The sequence below is a fragment of the Noviherbaspirillum sp. genome, assembly GCF_035254685.1.
In the GTDB taxonomy this organism is placed as follows: Bacteria; Pseudomonadota; Gammaproteobacteria; order Burkholderiales; family Burkholderiaceae_D; genus Noviherbaspirillum.
Map to the genome: position 1 here is coordinate 1 of NZ_DATFAI010000056.1, position 15618 is coordinate 15618.

The window sequence follows — 15618 nt, forward strand, 5'->3', positions numbered from 1 at the left end:
GAATGCAGCAGTGGAAGCCGCACGTGCCGGCGAGCAGGGCCGTGGATTCGCCGTGGTGGCGGCCGAGGTGCGCAACCTGGCGCAACGTTCGGCAGGCGCGGCCAAAGAGATCAAGGCATTGATCGGCGACTCGGTGGAGAAGGTGGATGCGGGCAGCAAGCTGGTGGACGAGGCGGGCAAGACGATGGACGAGATCGTCACCTCGGTCAAGCATGTGGCCGACATCATGAACGAGATCAGTGCGGCGAGCCAGGAGCAGAGCGCCGGCATCGAGCAGGTCAACCTTGCCATCAATCAGATGGATCAGATGACGCAGCAGAATGCAGCGCTGGTGGAAGAGGCAGCCGCCACGGCGGAGAGCATGCAGATGCAGGCGACCACGCTGGCCCAGGCGGTAGCGGTATTCAAGCTGCATGGCGGCGACTTCATGCAGCTGCCGGCTGTCGAGGCGAAACCTGTAGTGCGGGCCGCCGCGCCGGTGAAAGCGATGGTCCTGAAGCGTTCCACGCCGTCGCCTGCCGCGGCTCCCGTCATCGACAAGCCCAAGCCGAGCCTGCCTGTGGGGTCGAACGACGATTGGGAGGAATTCTGAGACCGCGCCGTAGCGCTGTACGAGCAAGTGGGCGAAAGATATGCGGAGGCGCGCCCTGGCGCGCCTTTTTGTTGTTTCAAATGACGCGGTAATTGCGCTTTGTTTCCGCAATTGCCCATAATGGCTAATACGCATAATCGGTGGTGGCTTGACTCGTCGGGCATGCCGGAGCGCCTCAAGTCCAATTGGGGGTAAGTTGTTAAATGAAATGGACCAGCCGTAATGCGGCCGTGCTCTCGCAAGCTGGGGCGGGACCAGGATAAAGAGGAGGCCAAATGAAGACAAGTAAACCGAAATCTTTGCGATTAGCCGTGGCGTGGCTTGTCGCCCTGATTGCCGGAACACTGGCGGCGGCCATGGTTGACTGGATTATGGGCGGCGTGCCTGGCTCCGTCGGGCTTGCCGCCGTGGCGTCGGGTGTGACGGGTGTTGTTGCATTGGTAATGCGCCGCAGCGGCGGTAACGGCTTGTCGCACGCCATTGAGCAAATGGGCGCCGAACTCGACCACATCATGATCGGTGCCGCAGAGACCTCCTACTTCGTCGATCTCATCAAGAAAAAGGTGGATGCCGACCTGCAGACGACCGAAGAAATTGTCGACAAGGCTGCACAGACCGCCCAGACCACCGAGCAGATCGCGGCCAATGCGCAGCGCGCCTCGAAGGTCGCAGCCAACGTGCGCACCGAAAGCGTGGCCGGGCGCGCTGAAGTCGATGAAGGTCTGCGCCGCATCAATAATGCCCGTCAGGATGCCCAGACCGCTTCGGAAATGATGAGCGAGCTGCAGGAAAAGTCGCGCCGTATCCATGTGATTACCGAGGTGATCAACGAAATTGCCGCACGCACCAATCTGCTTGCCCTGAATGCGGCAATCGAAGCTGCCCGCGCCGGAGAGCATGGTCGCGGCTTTGCTGTCGTGGCCGGTGAAGTGCGGCAGCTGGCGCAACGCACGAAATCCGCCACCGACGACATCGGCGTGATGGTGCGCGAGATCAACGAGGAGGCCGAACGCGCCGCCGCCGGCATGACGGCCCTGACCGGGAAGGTGATGGAGGCGGCGTCAAACGTGGAGAAGGTGCACGCGCTGCTGAACAGTATCGAGCGCTCTGCCGGCACATCGGAAAACGAAGTGCTGCTGATTTCCGCCGCATCGCAGGAACACGTGGAGACCACCCAGCTGATCGCCGACGCGATATCGCGCATCCGCGACGGCATGCTGGCCACGGAAGAGGAATTGCCGCGCGCGGCGGACTCTGCGTTGATGTTGACGGAGCGCGGAGAACTGTTGTTCGACGCGTTGTCGCACTCCAATGCGCGCACCTCGCATGATGCCATTCGTGCTGTCGCCGAGCAGGCGGCGAAGGAAGTCGGAAAGCTGTTTGAACAGTCAATCGCGACCGGCCAGATCAGCGAGGCGCTCCTGTTCGACCGTACCTACAAGCCGATCCCCAATACCAATCCGCCGAAGCACACCACGGCATTCGACAACTTCACCGACCGGGTGCTGCCCGCGATCCAGGAGCGGATCCTGGAATCGATGCCGCAACTGATCTATGCGGGCGCGGTCGACAACAATGGTTATTTCCCGACGCATAACAGGAAGTTTTCCAGACCGCTGACCGGCAACTACGAGGCTGACCTGGTGAACAACCGCACCAAGCGCATCTTCAATGACCGCACCGGCGCGCGCTGCGGAACGAATGCCAAGCCCTTCCTGCTGCAGACCTACAAGCGCGATACCGGCGAGGTGATGCATGACCTCTCCGTGCCGATCTACGTGAACGGACGCCATTGGGGCGGGTTTCGCGTCGGCTATCGCTCCAGTGCCGAATCCACCGGTCCGGCCGCAGAGGCCAAGGCGGCAGCGCCGGTTTCTGCAAGGGTGACCAGGCCGGAGGCAAAGACACTGATTTCAGGCGGCAGCGCCGCGCGTGCACGGCTTCCGCGCAAACAGGGTTGACCAACAACGACAGACGAACGAGGAACAGGTTTGACGAGTTTGTTGAAAACGATCGACAGTGCAAAGAAGCCCGGCGCGGACACGTCGGCGCGACAGGCCAGGCCGGAAACGATCAAGGAATTCGAGTTCACGGCCCGTGATTTCGAGCGCGTGCGCGCGCTCATCTACAGGCGGGCCGGTATCGCGCTCGCCGACAGCAAGCATGAAATGGTGTACAGCCGCCTTGCGCGCAGGCTGCGCGCCACCGGCATCCGATCATTCGGAGCCTATCTCGACAGCCTGGAAAACCGGCCTGACAGCGAGGAGTGGGAAGCTTTCACGAATGCCCTCACGACCAACCTGACCTCCTTCTTCCGCGAGGCGCATCACTTCCCGATCCTGGCAGAGCATGTTCGCAAGCTTTCGGAACCAATCACGATCTGGTGCGCCGCAAGTTCCACGGGTGAAGAACCCTATTCGATTGCGATGACCTTGTGTGAGGCGCTCGGCACGATGACTCCGCAGGCGCATGTGATCGCGACGGACATCGATACCAACGTACTCACGACCGCATCCAACGGCATCTACGCGCTGGAACGGCTCGACAAGATGGAGCCCGAGCGTGCCCGGCGGTTTTTCTTGCGCGGAAAGGGTGCGCAGGAAGGGTTGGTGCGGGTGCGGCCTGAACTGCGCCAGATGGTGACGTTCAAGCAGCTCAACCTGCTGTCAGACGACTGGCCTGTTTCCGGTCCGTTCGACGCCATCTTCTGCCGCAATGTCATGATCTATTTCGACAAGCCGACGCAGGGTAAAATCCTTGCGCGGTTCGCGCCGCTGATGAAGCCGAACGCACTGCTGTTCGCAGGCCATTCCGAGAATTTTTTGTATGTATCCGATGCATTCAAGCTGCGAGGCAAGACGGTCTACGAACTGGACCCGGGCCGAGCCGGAGCGCATCGTTTGGTCGCGCGTTCGATTGAGAAATAATTTATGAGCTACGGAATCGAAGAGCATTTTGCGACCAACGTCTATTACGATCGAACCTTCGATTGTGACGCCGCCAAGATTCTTCCCGGCGAGTATTACTTCACCTGTAAGGACATGATGATCGTGACAGTGCTAGGGTCATGCGTGTCGGCATGCATCCGGGACCGGGTCACGGGCATTGGAGGAATGAACCACTTCATGCTGCCCGACAGCGGCGGGGACGTTGACAGCCCCGTCTCTGCCTCGATGCGTTATGGCACCTATGCCATGGAAGTGCTGATCAACGACCTGCTCAAGGCCGGCGCGCGGCGCGAAAACCTGGAAGCCAAGGTGTTCGGCGGCGGCAACGTTCTGCGCGGATTTGTCGCGATCAATGTCGGCGAGCGCAATGCGCAGTTCGTGCGCCACTACCTGCGCGCCGAGAATATCAAGGTGGTCGCGGAGGACCTGAACGACATCTACCCGCGCAAGGTTTACTTTTTCCCACGCTCCGGGAAAGTGCTGGTCAAGAAGCTCAGGCAACTGAATAACAATACGCTGGTGAATCGGGAACAGGATTACGCAAGCCGGCTCCAGACGACTCCGGTGGTTGGCGATATCGAACTGTTCGGCTGATTGCAAGGCAGCTTGCAGGATTCCGGTACAGGAGATAACGCCCGCAATGGAAAGCATGTGTCATGAAAATTAAAGTCTTGATTGTCGATGATTCCGCGCTGATCCGCAGCGTGATGAATGAAATCATTCGCCAGCAGCCGGACATGGAAGTCGTCGGCGTGGCGCCGGACCCGATCGTCGCGCGCGAACTGATCAAGAAGACCAATCCCGACGTCCTCACGCTGGACGTGGAAATGCCGCGCATGGACGGTCTGGACTTCCTCGAGAAGCTGATGCGCCTGCGGCCGATGCCTGTCGTGATGGTGTCCTCCCTGACCGAGCGTGGATCGGAAATCACCTTGCGCGCGCTGGAGCTTGGCGCGGTCGATTTCGTCACGAAGCCGAAGCTCTCGATCCAGAGCGGCATGCTGGAATATGCCGAACTGATCACGGACAAGATTCGGGCAGCGGCCAAGGCGCGCGTCAAGCCGCGCACCATTGCGCACGCCGATCCGCACAGGGCGCCGGCTGAAGGGCTGCCGCTGATCCGCAACCCGCTGACCAGTAGCGAAAAGCTCATCATCATCGGCGCATCGACCGGCGGAACGGAGGCGATCAAGGACTTCCTGGTGCAGATGCCTTCCGACTGTCCCGGCATCCTGATCACGCAGCATATGCCCGAGGGATTCACACGTTCATTCGCCAAGCGCCTCGACAGCCTGTGCAAGATCACCGTAAAGGAAGCGGAAGGCGGCGAGCGGGTTCTGCCGGGGCATGCATTCATCGCGCCCGGACACTCGCATCTGCAGCTTGCGCGCAGCGGTGCGAACTATGTCACGCAGCTCGACCAGGGGCCGCCAGTCAACCGGCACCGTCCTTCGGTCGATGTGCTGTTCGACTCAGCGGCGCGCTTCGCGGGGAAAAATGCAGTCGGCGTGATTCTGACGGGAATGGGGAAAGATGGCGCGGCGGGCATGCTCGCGATGCGCGAGGCCGGCGCCTACAACTTCGCGCAGGACGAAGCCAGCTGCGTCGTGTTCGGCATGCCGCGCGAGGCGATTGCGATCGGCGCGACGCATGAGGTCGGTTCGCTGCATGCGCTGCCGGGCATGGTGCTGGGCTATCTGGCCGCACACAGCAGTCGCGCGCTGCGCGTGTAAGCATCTTGTCAGAACGATCACATCGGCCTTATGCTGCCTGTACATGGTGCACCACTGATGGCGTTCTTTTGGTGCAAAATGAACAGGGGAAGGATTATACTTAGTACGCCGTTCAATTCCGCAACTGAGTGGCCGATCTATAACGTCTTATAGAATCAACGGAGCATTACATGGCTGGTCCAAATACCAAATTCCTGGTGGTTGACGATTTCTCGACGATGCGTCGTATCGTTCGCAATCTGCTGAAAGAATTGGGCTACACAAACGTCGACGAAGCGGAAGATGGTGCCATGGCGCTTTCGAAACTGAGAAGCGAACAGTTCGATTTCGTGATCTCCGACTGGAACATGCCGGTGATGGACGGACTGACCATGCTCCAGCAAATCCGTGCCGACGCGGCATTGTCCAAGCTGCCCGTACTGATGGTGACGGCGGAGGCGAAGAAGGAAAACATCATCGCTGCCGCACAGGCCGGTGCAAACGGCTACGTGGTGAAGCCTTTTACCGCCGCCACGCTCGACGAGAAACTGAGCAAGATTTTTGAGAAGCTCGAAAAAGTAGGGGCCTGATTTGAACAAGGCGGTCAGCCAGTCGGGTTCGATCGATTCCAGCCAGGAAGAAATGCTCGCTCGCGTCGGCCAGATGACGCGACTGTTGCATGAAAACCTGCGGGGATTGGGCTTCGACGAGCTGATCGCCAAAGCGGCGCACGATATTCCGGATGCCCGGGACCGGCTCGATTACGTGGCGAAGATGATCGAGCAGGCCGCGCAACGCGTGCTGACCGCCACCGAAACCGCCAGCCCCCTGCAGGAACAGATCGCCACCGGCGCCGACAGCCTCGCGCAAGAATGGCAATCCCTTATCCAGTCCCCATGCACCGAGCAGCAATACCGCGACATGGCCGAGCGCACCATCACCTGGCTGGGCGAATCGCGCAGCAACGCGAATGCGACCAGGCAGCAGCTGATGGACATCATGATGGCACAGGATTTCCAGGACCTGACCGGCCAGGTTATCAAAAAGGTAACCGAGCTTGCGCACGGCATCGAGCAGCAGCTTGTCCAGTTGCTCATTGATTATGCCCCACCGGAAGTGCGGCGCGACGCAGGGCAGGGTTTGCTGAACGGTCCGCAGATCAACCCCACCAACAATGCCGACGTCGTCGCGAACCAGGGACAGGTTGACGACCTGCTGGAGAGCCTGGGTTTCTGATTGCTTGCCAGGCCTGGCACCATAAGCGTCAGGCCACCCACCAGATAGCACAAATGCAAGAAGATTACTTCATCGTCCGTGAACCCTTGGTCAATGCGCAGGAGCGTGTCCTCGGCTATGAGCTTTCCTGGCATAACACCGCTGCAAACGGCGGCAATCCCAGTGATGCGGAAGTGGTTGAGCTGGCGCGCTTCGTTGCCGATCAGCTGAACGACACTGAGTCCGGCGCCTTGCTGGGCGATCAGCTCCTGTTCATCCAGGCGAAGCCCGGGCTGCTCGGGCATGAGGCACTCTGTGCGTTGCCACCGAAAGGCACCGTGTTCTCGGTACGCGGCGCGGACGTCGCGTCCGCCGAGGCTATTGCGGCCGTCCAGTCGGCGCGTGCCTTCGGCTGCGGCATTTCTCTGCGCGAGGCGGATCTGGCTGCGGTCGACAAGGGCCTGCTTTCGCATGTTTCCTATTTCGAGGCGCCGATCAATGTTCCCGACTTCGTGGCGCAGGTGCGGCTCCATCGCACGCTCCATCCGACATCGATGCGCATGATCGCGCGGCACGTCGACAGTTGGCAGGCTTACGATACCTGCGCTCAGCTTGGCTTGTGCTCGTTCGTCGGCCATCTGCACCTGACCACGCGGCCCAACAGTTATTCGCGCGACCTGAACCCGGCGCAGGCAATGATCCTGCAGCTGATGGACATGGTGCGCAAGAATGCGGACATCAAGCAGCTGGAGAACGTGCTCAAGCGCGACGCAGCCATCTCGTACAAGCTGCTGCGGTATATCAACTCGGCTGGTTTCGGGCTCGGCTGCGAGATCCAGTCATTGAAGCATGCGGTCACGATGCTCGGCTATTCGCCGCTGTACCGCTGGCTGGCCTTGCTGCTCGCGACGGCGACCACTACCGGTTATTCGCCCGTGCTGATGCAGGCAGCTGTGATCCGCGGGCGTTTCTCGGAGCTGCTGGGGCAGGCTTTCCTACCGAAGCATGAAGCCGAAAACCTGTTCGTGGCCGGCATGTTTTCGCTGCTCGACAAACTGCTCGGCGTACCGATGGAAGATGTGCTGGAGAAGATCCAGTTGTCCGAATCGGTCACGCAGGCATTGTTGTCCCGGGAGGGCATTTACGGCCCGTTCCTCGCCCTGGCCGAGGCCTGCGAATTGAACAGCCCCGAACTGGAATCGATGGCGACGTCCCTGTGCCTCAGCGCGAAGCAGGTCAACGAGGCCCAGATGTCTGCCCTGGCCTGGGCGCAAAGCCTGAAGCTGTAGCACTCGCCACATCCCCGCCGCTCGTCGAACAACCCTTCGCACAACCCTTCGCACAGTCGAATAGCGGGGGGTTTCCTCGCCTGTTCCCGCGATCGTCATCCTGTTGGATCGCCAATAATCCTACCTTAATAGCCCCCAGTGTAATCGCGCATTTTGCGCGGGGCGAAACAGGAGTCGGCGATGGCCGAAGACAGCGATCTCGAACGAACAGAACCAGCGTCGCCCAGGAGACTGGAACAGGCGCGTGAGGAAGGCGACGTTCCCCGTTCACGGGAGCTTGCCACCTGCACGATCCTGCTCGCCGCTGGCCTCGCGTTCTGGTTCTCGGGCAAGGGCATCGTCCGCCGTCTCAACCACATGCTCGCTTCCGGCCTGAGTTTCGAACGCGAGCAGGCATTTGACTTCAACCTCTTGATGATGCGCCTGGGCTTCAGCCTCGGCGACGTGGTGATCGGCCTGGCGCCTTTGGCCGGCATCCTCATTCTGGTCGCGCTTGGTTCGCCCCTGCTGATCGGCGGCTGGCTGTTCACCACCAAGGCGCTGCAACCCAATTTTTCGCGCATGAATCCGCTGAGCGGCCTGGGTAACATGTTTTCCACGCGCGCGCTGGTGGAACTGCTGAAGGCGATCGGCAAGACAATCCTGGTCGGTAGCGTTGCCTGGCTGGTCGTGCGTTCGCAGGTTGAATCCATGCTCTCGCTGAGCGTCGAGCCGGTGGCAACGGGCGGAGCCCATCTGGCGCACCTGCTGCTGACCAGCTTCATCGCCATCGTTGCCAGCCTGGTCCTGATCGCGCTGATCGATGCGCCGTACCAGATGTGGCAGTACGCCAACAAGCTCAAGATGACGCGCGAAGAAGTGCGCCAGGAAGCGAAGGAATCGGACGGCGATCCGCAGGTCAAGGCGCGCATCCGCCAGATGCAGCGCGAGATGGCCAAGCGCCGCATGATGGCGGAAGTGCCGAATGCCGATGTCGTGGTGACCAACCCGACACACTTTGCGGTGGCCCTGAAGTACACCGAAGGCAAGATGCGCGCCCCGGTGGTGGTGGCCAAGGGCGCGGACGAGATCGCGGCGAAGATCCGCGAGATCGCGGCGGAGCACAAGGTCGCCCTGCTGGAAGCGCCGCCGCTGGCGCGTGCCCTGTATCGCCATGCCGAGCTGGGCGACGAGATCCCGGCCGCGCTCTACACCGCCGTGGCCGAGGTGCTCGCCTACGTGTTCCAGTTGCGCGCCTATGGCAAGCATGGCGGCGTCCGTCCGGAAGCGCCCGGCCATCTGGAGGTGCCGCCGGAGCTGGATCCGCTGAACGCCGCACGGCCCGATAACGGATTGATGCAATGAATAACCTGACCCTACCTTCATGGCTGACAGGCCCGTCGGGCAAGGCGCTCGCGGCGCCGATCCTGATCATCATGATGCTGGCGATGATGGTGCTGCCGCTGCCGGCATTCGTGCTGGACATGTTCTTCAGCTTCAACATCGCGCTGTCGATCATCGTGCTGCTGACCAGCCTGTACACGGTCAAGCCGCTGGACTTCATGGTGTTCCCGACGGTGCTGCTGGTCAGCACCATGCTGCGCCTGTCGCTCAACGTCGCATCGACGCGCGTGGTGCTGACTGAAGGCCACACCGGCCCGGATGCGGCCGGCAAAGTGATCGAAGCGTTCGGCCACTTCCTGATCGGCGGCAATTACACCGTCGGTATCGTCGTGTTCATCATCCTCACCATCATCAACTTCGTCGTCGTGACGAAGGGTGCCGGCCGTATCGCTGAAGTCGGCGCGCGCTTCGCCCTGGATGCGATGCCAGGCAAGCAGATGGCGATCGACGCCGACCTCAACGCCGGCCTGATCGGCGAAGCGGAAGCGCGTCGCCGCCGCCAGGAAGTCGGGCAGGAAGCGGAGTTCTACGGTGCGATGGACGGCGCCAGCAAATACGTGCGCGGCGATGCGGTCGCCGGCATCATGGTCACTGTCATCAACATCTTCGGCGGCCTGATCGTCGGCATGGTGCAGCATGACCTCGACTTCGGCATGGCGCTGAAGAACTACACGCTGCTGGCCATCGGCGACGGCCTGGTGGCGCAGATTCCTTCGCTGATCATTTCGACCGCTGCCGGCGTCGTGGTGTCGCGCGTGGCCAGCGAGCACGACATTGGCGGACAACTGATCAATCAGCTCTTCGCCAAGCCGGAAGTGCTGTACATCACCGGCGGCATCGTCGGCGGCATGGGCATCATTCCCGGCATGCCGCACATCGCCTTCCTCATGCTGGGTGGCGCGCTGGCCGGCGGCGCCTACCTGCTCAAGAAGAAGGCGCAGCAAGTTGCCGAACTGCCGCCCCCGGTGCCGGAAGTCGCGGTGTCGGCGCCGGAAGTGGAAGAGGCAACCTGGCAGGACGTCGTCCCCGTCGACACGCTTGGGCTGGAAGTCGGCTATCGCCTGATTCCGCTGGTCGACAAGGGGCAGAATGGCGAGCTGCTGCGCCGCATCAAGGGTATCCGCAAGAAGTTCGCGCAGGAAGTCGGCTTCCTGTCGCCGTCGGTGCATATCCGCGACAATCTCGAACTCAAGCCGACCGCCTACCGCATCACGCTCAAGGGCGTGGAAGTGGGCAGCGGCGAAGCGTATGTCGGCCAATACCTCGCGATCAATCCGGGCATGGTGAGCGGCATCCTGCCGGGCACGCCCACGTCTGATCCGGCATTCGGCCTGCCGGCGACCTGGGTCGACAGCGGCCTGCGCGACCAGGCGCAGGCCATGGGTTACACCGTGGTGGATGCAGGCACGGTCATCGCCACCCACCTGAACCATGTGATCACGACGCATGCGTCGGAACTGCTTGGGCGCCATGAAGTGCAGCAATTGCTCGATCATCTCGGCAAGGAATCGCCGAAGCTGGTGGAAGAGCTCGTGCCGAAGCTCATCCCGCTCTCGACGCTGCAGAAGGTCTTGCAGAACCTGCTGGTGGAAGGCGTGCACATCCGCGACATGCATACCATCATCGAGACCCTGGCCGAATATGCGGGCCAGGTCCAGGATCCGAACGAACTCACGGCACTGGTGCGCATCGCGCTCGGCCGTGCCATCGTGCAGCAGATTTTCCCGGGGGCCAACGAGCTTTCCGTCATCACGCTCGACAGCCGGCTGGAGCGCATCCTGATGCAGGCGATGCAGTCCGGCGGACCGGATGGCGCCGGCATCGAGCCGGGCCTCGCGGATACGATCGTTACACAGGCCGAGCAGGCTACGCGCCAGCAGGAACAGATGGGGCTGACGCCGGTGCTGCTGGTGCCCGGCCCGCTGCGCGCATTGCTCGCGCGTTTCCTGCGCCGCGCGCTGCCGCAGCTCAAGGTCCTGTCGCACGCCGAACTTCCCGATTCCAAAACGATTAGAGTCACCAGCCTAGTTGGAGGCCACGCATGAACGTAAGAAAATTCTCCGCCAAGACTTCGCGCGAAGCATGGCGCCTGGTGCGCGACGCGCTAGGCCCGGACGCGGTGATCCTCTCCAACCGCACCATCAACGGCATGGTCGAGATCCTGGCGCTCGCGCCCGAAGACATGTCGGCGCTCGCCGAGCCGGTGATCGAAAAGCCGGTGGTGTCCGAGTCCACGCTGGCAGCGCTTGGCGCGAAACGCTTGAGCGATGCTGCGCCTGCGGCGCCATCCCCGTTCGGGGCGGGACGTCCGATCGACAGCGACCAGGCCTCGAACCTGGCCGATGCGCTCGCTGCAAGTCGCGGGGCCACGCAGCCAAAAGAGAAGATTGCGCCCGAACTGAACGAAGTGATGTCCGAACTGCGCTCGATGCGCGGCATGCTCGAATCGCAGCTGGCCGAGATCGCATGGAGCAGCCAGCAGAAGCGCGAGCCGATCAAGGCGGTCGTGATGCGTGAGCTGCTTTCCGCCGGATTCAGCGCCAGCCTCGCGCGCTACCTGACGCAGAAACTGCCGTCCGGAGAAAAGCCGGAGAACGGACTGAACTGGGTGAAGTCCGTGCTGGCGCGTAATCTGAACGTGGTGGGCAACGAGAACGAGATACTGGAAAAGGGCGGTGTCTATGCGCTGGTCGGCCCGACCGGCGTGGGCAAGACGACCACCACGGCAAAGCTCGCGGCACGCTGCGTCATGCGCCATGGCGCCGGCAAGCTCGCGCTGATCACGACCGACGGCTATCGTATCGGCGGTTACGAGCAGCTGCGCATCTACGGCAAGATCCTGGGTGTGATGGTGCATTCGGTGAAGGATGAAACCGACCTGCGCATCGCGCTCGACGAATTGAAGAACAAGCACACCGTGCTGATCGACACAGTCGGCATGGGGCAGCGCGACAAGATGGTGGCCGAGCAGATCGCGATGCTGTCGGGCACCGACTGCAAGGTGAAGCGGCTGCTCTGCCTGTCGGCGACTTCCACCGGCGAAACGCTCAACGAAGTGGTGCGCTCCTACAAGGGCGACGGCCTCGCCGGTTGCATCATGACCAAGCTGGACGAAGCGGCGACGGTCGGCAATGTACTCGACGTCATGATCCGCCAGAAACTCAGCCTGTACTACGTGGCCAACGGCCAGCGCGTGCCGGAAGACCTGCACGTGCCGAACCAGCACTACCTGGTGGACCGCGCGTTCAAGCTCAAGCGTGAGACGGCGCCGTTCCAGTACCAGGATGAGGAACTGCCGCTGCTGATTGCGACGACCGCCCATGCCATGAATGACAAAAGTTTGCGCGAGGTGACCCTTGGCTAGTTTTGATTTTGACCAGGCAGAGGGCCTGCGTCGCATGCTCGCCGGCCCGAAGCCGCGCGTGTTCACTTTCCTGTCGGCGGCGTCTGCGGAAGAGAAAGGGGCGATGCTGGTGAACCTGGGCGCATCGTTGACGCAGGCTGGCAGGGATGTGCTGCTGCTGGACGCCTGTATCGGGCAGGAAGGAATCGCATCGCGTTTGAATGCCACGAAGTGCGCGAGCCTGGTGCAGGTCGCGCGCCGTGAGCGTTCTCTCGACGATGCCATTCAACCTATGCCGCAAGGCTTTGGTGTGGCGGCTCTGCGGCATGGTCCGACCAAGGCGGCCGACGTGGACGCGGATCAGGTACGGCGGCTGCAAGATGCCTATGGCGTGCTTGCCAAGCGCGCTGACATCATGGTGGTGGATGCCGAGTTGGGCAAGGATGACAATTTTTTGATCCCGGCACTGACCAGTAGCGAAATCGTGGTGCAGGTGGCGAACAATCCCGCTTCCATTACGAATGCCTATGCGATCATCAAACGGCTGAACGGCCGCCTCGGACGGCGCCCGTTCAGCCTGCTCGTCACCGGCGCCAGTGAAAAGGAAGCACAGGTCGTGTTCGAGAACATGGCGCAGGTCGCCAAACGTTATCTGGCTGTCAAGCTCAACTCCATGGGCTCCGTGCCGGCCGACGAGCACCTGAAACGTGCCATGCACCTCGGGCGTGCCGTGGTCGATGCGTTCCCGCTGGCGGGCGCATCGGTCGCATTCAGGAAGCTGGCGGGACGGGTTGTATTGTCTGAAGTAGCTGCAGCGGGATAACATGGTGGGAAAGCAACTCCCGGTCGCGCCATGCAACCGGATAGGACACTATGTATACCGTTAGCGGAAAAACCGACAAGAACCATCTGCTGGAGGCGCACGTACCGCTCGTGAAGAAGCTGGCGCACCAGATGAAGGCTAAGCTTCCGCCGAGCGTCGAAGTGGACGACCTGATCCAGGCAGGCATGATCGGCTTGCTCGATGCCATCGGCCGCTATGAGGAAACGCACGGCGCGCAGTTCGAGACATATGCGGTGCAGCGCATTCGCGGCGCAATGCTCGACGAGCTGCGTAACAGCGACTGGCTGCCGCGCGGTATCCGGCAGAACATGCGAAAGATCGAAGAGGCAATGAACAAGCTGGCGCAGCGGCTCGGCCGCACGCCGAAGGAAACGGAAATTGCCAAGGAGCTGAAGGTCTCCCTGGAGGAATACCAGGAAATGCTGTCCGAGGGCAGCGGCCACCAGCTGGTGTACTACGAGGATTTCCACGACAAGGACGAGAACGAGCACTTCCTTGATCGTTACTGCGTCGATGAGGCGAGCGATCCGCTCAAGGCGCTGATGAATACCGGCTTCCGCCAGGCGGTCATTCGCGCGATCGAAGCCCTGCCCGAGCGGGAGAAGATCCTGATGGGCCTCTATTACGAACAGGAGATGAACCTGAAAGAGATCGGTGCAGTGATGGGTGTGTCGGAATCGCGCGTATGCCAGTTGCACAGCCAGGCGATTGCCCGCATGCGTGCGCGGCTCAGGGAGCAGGCATGGACTGGGCTAGCCTAGGCGGCCTCGCGCTCGCGCTGGCGGGCATCCTGGCCGGCCAGCTGCTCGAAGGCGGGCATATCGATTCGCTGGTGCAGCCGGCGGCGTTCACCATCGTTGTCATCGGCACCGTCGGCGCCGTGCTGCTGCAGAGCGGCACGCGCAGCTTCGTGCGCGGGGTTGCCATGGCACGCTGGATCGTCATCCCGCCGGAAGACAAGACCCTCACGCTGGTGCATGACATCACGCTGTGGAGCGCAACCGCACGGCGCGAAGGCTTGCTCACCCTCGAGCGTTTTCTGGACGATATCAAGGATGAATTCACCGCCAAGGGGCTGCGCCTGATCATCGATGGCGTCGACCCTTACAAAATCCGCGAGATCCTCGACGTCGACGTCAGCACTTACGAGCGCCGCGAGCGGCAGGGGGCGAAGATCTGGGAATCGGCCGGCGGGTATTCGCCGACCATCGGCATTCTTGGCGCGGTATTGGGCCTGATCCACGTGATGGAAAACCTGACCGACCCCGGCAAGCTCGGCGGTGGCATCGCGGTGGCATTCGTCGCCACCATTTACGGCGTCGGTTTCGCCAACCTGGTTTTTCTTCCTGTCGCCAACAAGCTCAAGACCATCATCGGCGACGAAGTGCGGCGGCGCGAAATGCTGACTGATGTGTTTTGCAGCATCGCCAACGGCGACAACGCGCGAGTGGTGGAAGAACGCCACCTTGCCTATAAGTAGGCGTCATCATGGCGCGCAGAAAATACGAGGACGAGAGCGACAATCACGATCGCTGGCTCGTCTCGTATGCCGATTTCATCACTTTGCTATTCGCGTTTTTCGTCGTGATGTACGCACTGTCGTCGGTCAACGAGGGCAAGTACCGCGTGCTGTCGAATTCACTGGTCAATGCCTTCGGAGGTTTGCAGATCGCACCGATCAGGGTGGAGCCGCCGGTGCCGCCGCCAGCGATGCCGCGCGGACTGCCTCCCATCCGGCCGCGCACCAGCGAGGCCTTGCGCAAGGAGCGTGAGCACCTGACCGGCGTTGCGCGAGACCTTCTCAAGGTCATGGCGCCGCTGGTGGAGCAGGGGAAGGTGCGCGTCACCCAGTCCGGCCGTGGCGTGAGCGTCGAGATCAATGCCAGTGTGCTGTTCGCGCCTGGCGATGCCCGGCTTTCCGAATCGAGCAGCCAGGCGCTCAAGGCCGTAGCGCGCGTGCTCAAGGATGATGACCATTCAATCCAGGTCGAAGGGCATACCGACAGCGTGCCGATCCGTACCGCTTTGTTTCCGTCGAACTGGGAGCTGTCGGCGGTGCGGGCCTCCAGCGTGGTGCGTCTGTTCATCGAAAACGGCATTGCCGAGAAGCGTTTGAGCGCAGTGGGTTACGGGCCGACCATGCCGGTCGGATCGAACGAAACAACGGAAGGCCGCACGCGCAACCGGCGGGTGGAAGTGGTCATTCTGTCCAGCATGCCGGACCCAACTACGGAAGTGCCGCTGCAGGTACCAGCGCCGGTGAAGAAGTAGGGGATAAGGATTGCGCTGCCG

Annotated in this window: 15 protein-coding genes; all 15 read left to right on the forward strand. The window is 61.7% G+C overall.

Annotated elements, in window-relative coordinates; translation table 11 throughout:
* A partial coding sequence (locus VJ698_RS23565) for a methyl-accepting chemotaxis protein (protein ID WP_324105263.1) occupies positions 1–592 on the forward strand: 592 nt, incomplete at its 5' end.
* Positions 593–867: 275 nt separating this feature from the next.
* Positions 868–2553, forward strand: a complete 1686-nt coding sequence (locus VJ698_RS23570; protein ID WP_414691222.1) for a methyl-accepting chemotaxis protein — start codon at positions 868–870, stop codon at positions 2551–2553.
* 51 nt (positions 2554–2604) lie between these two features.
* Complete coding sequence (locus VJ698_RS23575; protein ID WP_414691224.1) at positions 2605–3519, forward strand: CheR family methyltransferase; 915 nt, start codon at positions 2605–2607, stop codon at positions 3517–3519.
* 3 nt (positions 3520–3522) lie between these two features.
* Positions 3523–4134 (forward strand): chemoreceptor glutamine deamidase CheD, encoded by a 612-nt coding sequence (gene cheD, locus VJ698_RS23580; protein WP_324105264.1) that lies wholly within the window; start codon positions 3523–3525, stop codon positions 4132–4134.
* Positions 4135–4196: 62 nt separating this feature from the next.
* On the forward strand, positions 4197–5273 hold the full coding sequence (locus VJ698_RS23585; protein ID WP_324105265.1) for a chemotaxis response regulator protein-glutamate methylesterase: 1077 nt from the start codon (positions 4197–4199) through the stop codon (positions 5271–5273).
* 170 nt (positions 5274–5443) lie between these two features.
* Entirely contained in the window at positions 5444–5842 is a 399-nt protein-coding gene (cheY, locus tag VJ698_RS23590) for a chemotaxis response regulator CheY (protein WP_136416137.1), read from the forward strand.
* Between the two features lies 1 nt (position 5843).
* Positions 5844–6488 carry a protein phosphatase CheZ gene (cheZ, locus tag VJ698_RS23595; RefSeq protein WP_324105266.1) on the forward strand — a complete coding sequence of 215 codons (645 nt, stop codon included), beginning with the start codon at positions 5844–5846 and terminating at the stop codon, positions 6486–6488.
* A gap of 53 nt (positions 6489–6541) precedes the next feature.
* Positions 6542–7756 (forward strand): EAL and HDOD domain-containing protein, encoded by a 1215-nt coding sequence (locus tag VJ698_RS23600; RefSeq protein WP_324105267.1) that lies wholly within the window; start codon positions 6542–6544, stop codon positions 7754–7756.
* Between the two features lie 180 nt (positions 7757–7936).
* Complete coding sequence (flhB, locus tag VJ698_RS23605; protein ID WP_324105268.1) at positions 7937–9100, forward strand: flagellar biosynthesis protein FlhB; 1164 nt, start codon at positions 7937–7939, stop codon at positions 9098–9100.
* A complete protein-coding gene (gene flhA, locus VJ698_RS23610) occupies positions 9097–11184 on the forward strand; it encodes a flagellar biosynthesis protein FlhA (RefSeq protein ID WP_324105269.1) in 2088 nt (695 codons plus the stop codon). Before flhB ends, flhA begins: the two co-directional genes overlap by 4 nt.
* The gene (gene flhF / locus VJ698_RS23615) at positions 11181–12503 is read left to right on the forward strand and encodes a flagellar biosynthesis protein FlhF (protein ID WP_324105270.1); all 1323 of its coding nucleotides are present in this window, start codon (positions 11181–11183) and stop codon (positions 12501–12503) included. Before flhA ends, flhF begins: the two co-directional genes overlap by 4 nt.
* The gene (locus VJ698_RS23620; protein ID WP_324105271.1) at positions 12496–13305 is read left to right on the forward strand and encodes an antiactivator of flagellar biosynthesis FleN protein; all 810 of its coding nucleotides are present in this window, start codon (positions 12496–12498) and stop codon (positions 13303–13305) included. Before flhF ends, VJ698_RS23620 begins: the two co-directional genes overlap by 8 nt.
* 50 nt (positions 13306–13355) lie before the next feature.
* Positions 13356–14087, forward strand: a complete 732-nt coding sequence (locus VJ698_RS23625; protein ID WP_324105272.1) for an RNA polymerase sigma factor FliA — start codon at positions 13356–13358, stop codon at positions 14085–14087.
* Positions 14069–14806, forward strand: a complete 738-nt coding sequence (locus VJ698_RS23630; protein WP_324105273.1) for a flagellar motor protein — start codon at positions 14069–14071, stop codon at positions 14804–14806. The genes VJ698_RS23625 and VJ698_RS23630 overlap by 19 nt, the downstream gene beginning before the upstream one ends.
* Before the next feature lie 8 nt (positions 14807–14814).
* Positions 14815–15597 (forward strand): flagellar motor protein MotD, encoded by a 783-nt coding sequence (gene motD / locus VJ698_RS23635; RefSeq protein ID WP_324105274.1) that lies wholly within the window; start codon positions 14815–14817, stop codon positions 15595–15597.
* The last annotated feature ends 21 nt before the right edge of the window (positions 15598–15618 follow it).

What these genes read in the sequence shown, in the direction of transcription:
- VJ698_RS23600 (WP_324105267.1), top strand. Translation starts at nt 6,542, where the DNA reads ATGCAAGAAGATTACTTCATCGTCCGTGAACCCTTGGTCAATGCGCAG.
- cheY (WP_136416137.1), top strand. Translation starts at nt 5,444, where the DNA reads ATGGCTGGTCCAAATACCAAATTCCTGGTGGTTGACGATTTCTCGACG.
- cheD (WP_324105264.1), top strand. Translation starts at nt 3,523, where the DNA reads ATGAGCTACGGAATCGAAGAGCATTTTGCGACCAACGTCTATTACGAT.
- flhB (WP_324105268.1), top strand. Translation starts at nt 7,937, where the DNA reads ATGGCCGAAGACAGCGATCTCGAACGAACAGAACCAGCGTCGCCCAGG.
- motD (WP_324105274.1), top strand. Translation starts at nt 14,815, where the DNA reads ATGGCGCGCAGAAAATACGAGGACGAGAGCGACAATCACGATCGCTGG.
- VJ698_RS23570 (WP_414691222.1), top strand. Translation starts at nt 868, where the DNA reads ATGAAGACAAGTAAACCGAAATCTTTGCGATTAGCCGTGGCGTGGCTT.
- VJ698_RS23630 (WP_324105273.1), top strand. Translation starts at nt 14,069, where the DNA reads ATGGACTGGGCTAGCCTAGGCGGCCTCGCGCTCGCGCTGGCGGGCATC.
- flhA (WP_324105269.1), top strand. Translation starts at nt 9,097, where the DNA reads ATGAATAACCTGACCCTACCTTCATGGCTGACAGGCCCGTCGGGCAAG.
- flhF (WP_324105270.1), top strand. Translation starts at nt 11,181, where the DNA reads ATGAACGTAAGAAAATTCTCCGCCAAGACTTCGCGCGAAGCATGGCGC.
- VJ698_RS23625 (WP_324105272.1), top strand. Translation starts at nt 13,356, where the DNA reads ATGTATACCGTTAGCGGAAAAACCGACAAGAACCATCTGCTGGAGGCG.
- VJ698_RS23585 (WP_324105265.1), top strand. Translation starts at nt 4,197, where the DNA reads ATGAAAATTAAAGTCTTGATTGTCGATGATTCCGCGCTGATCCGCAGC.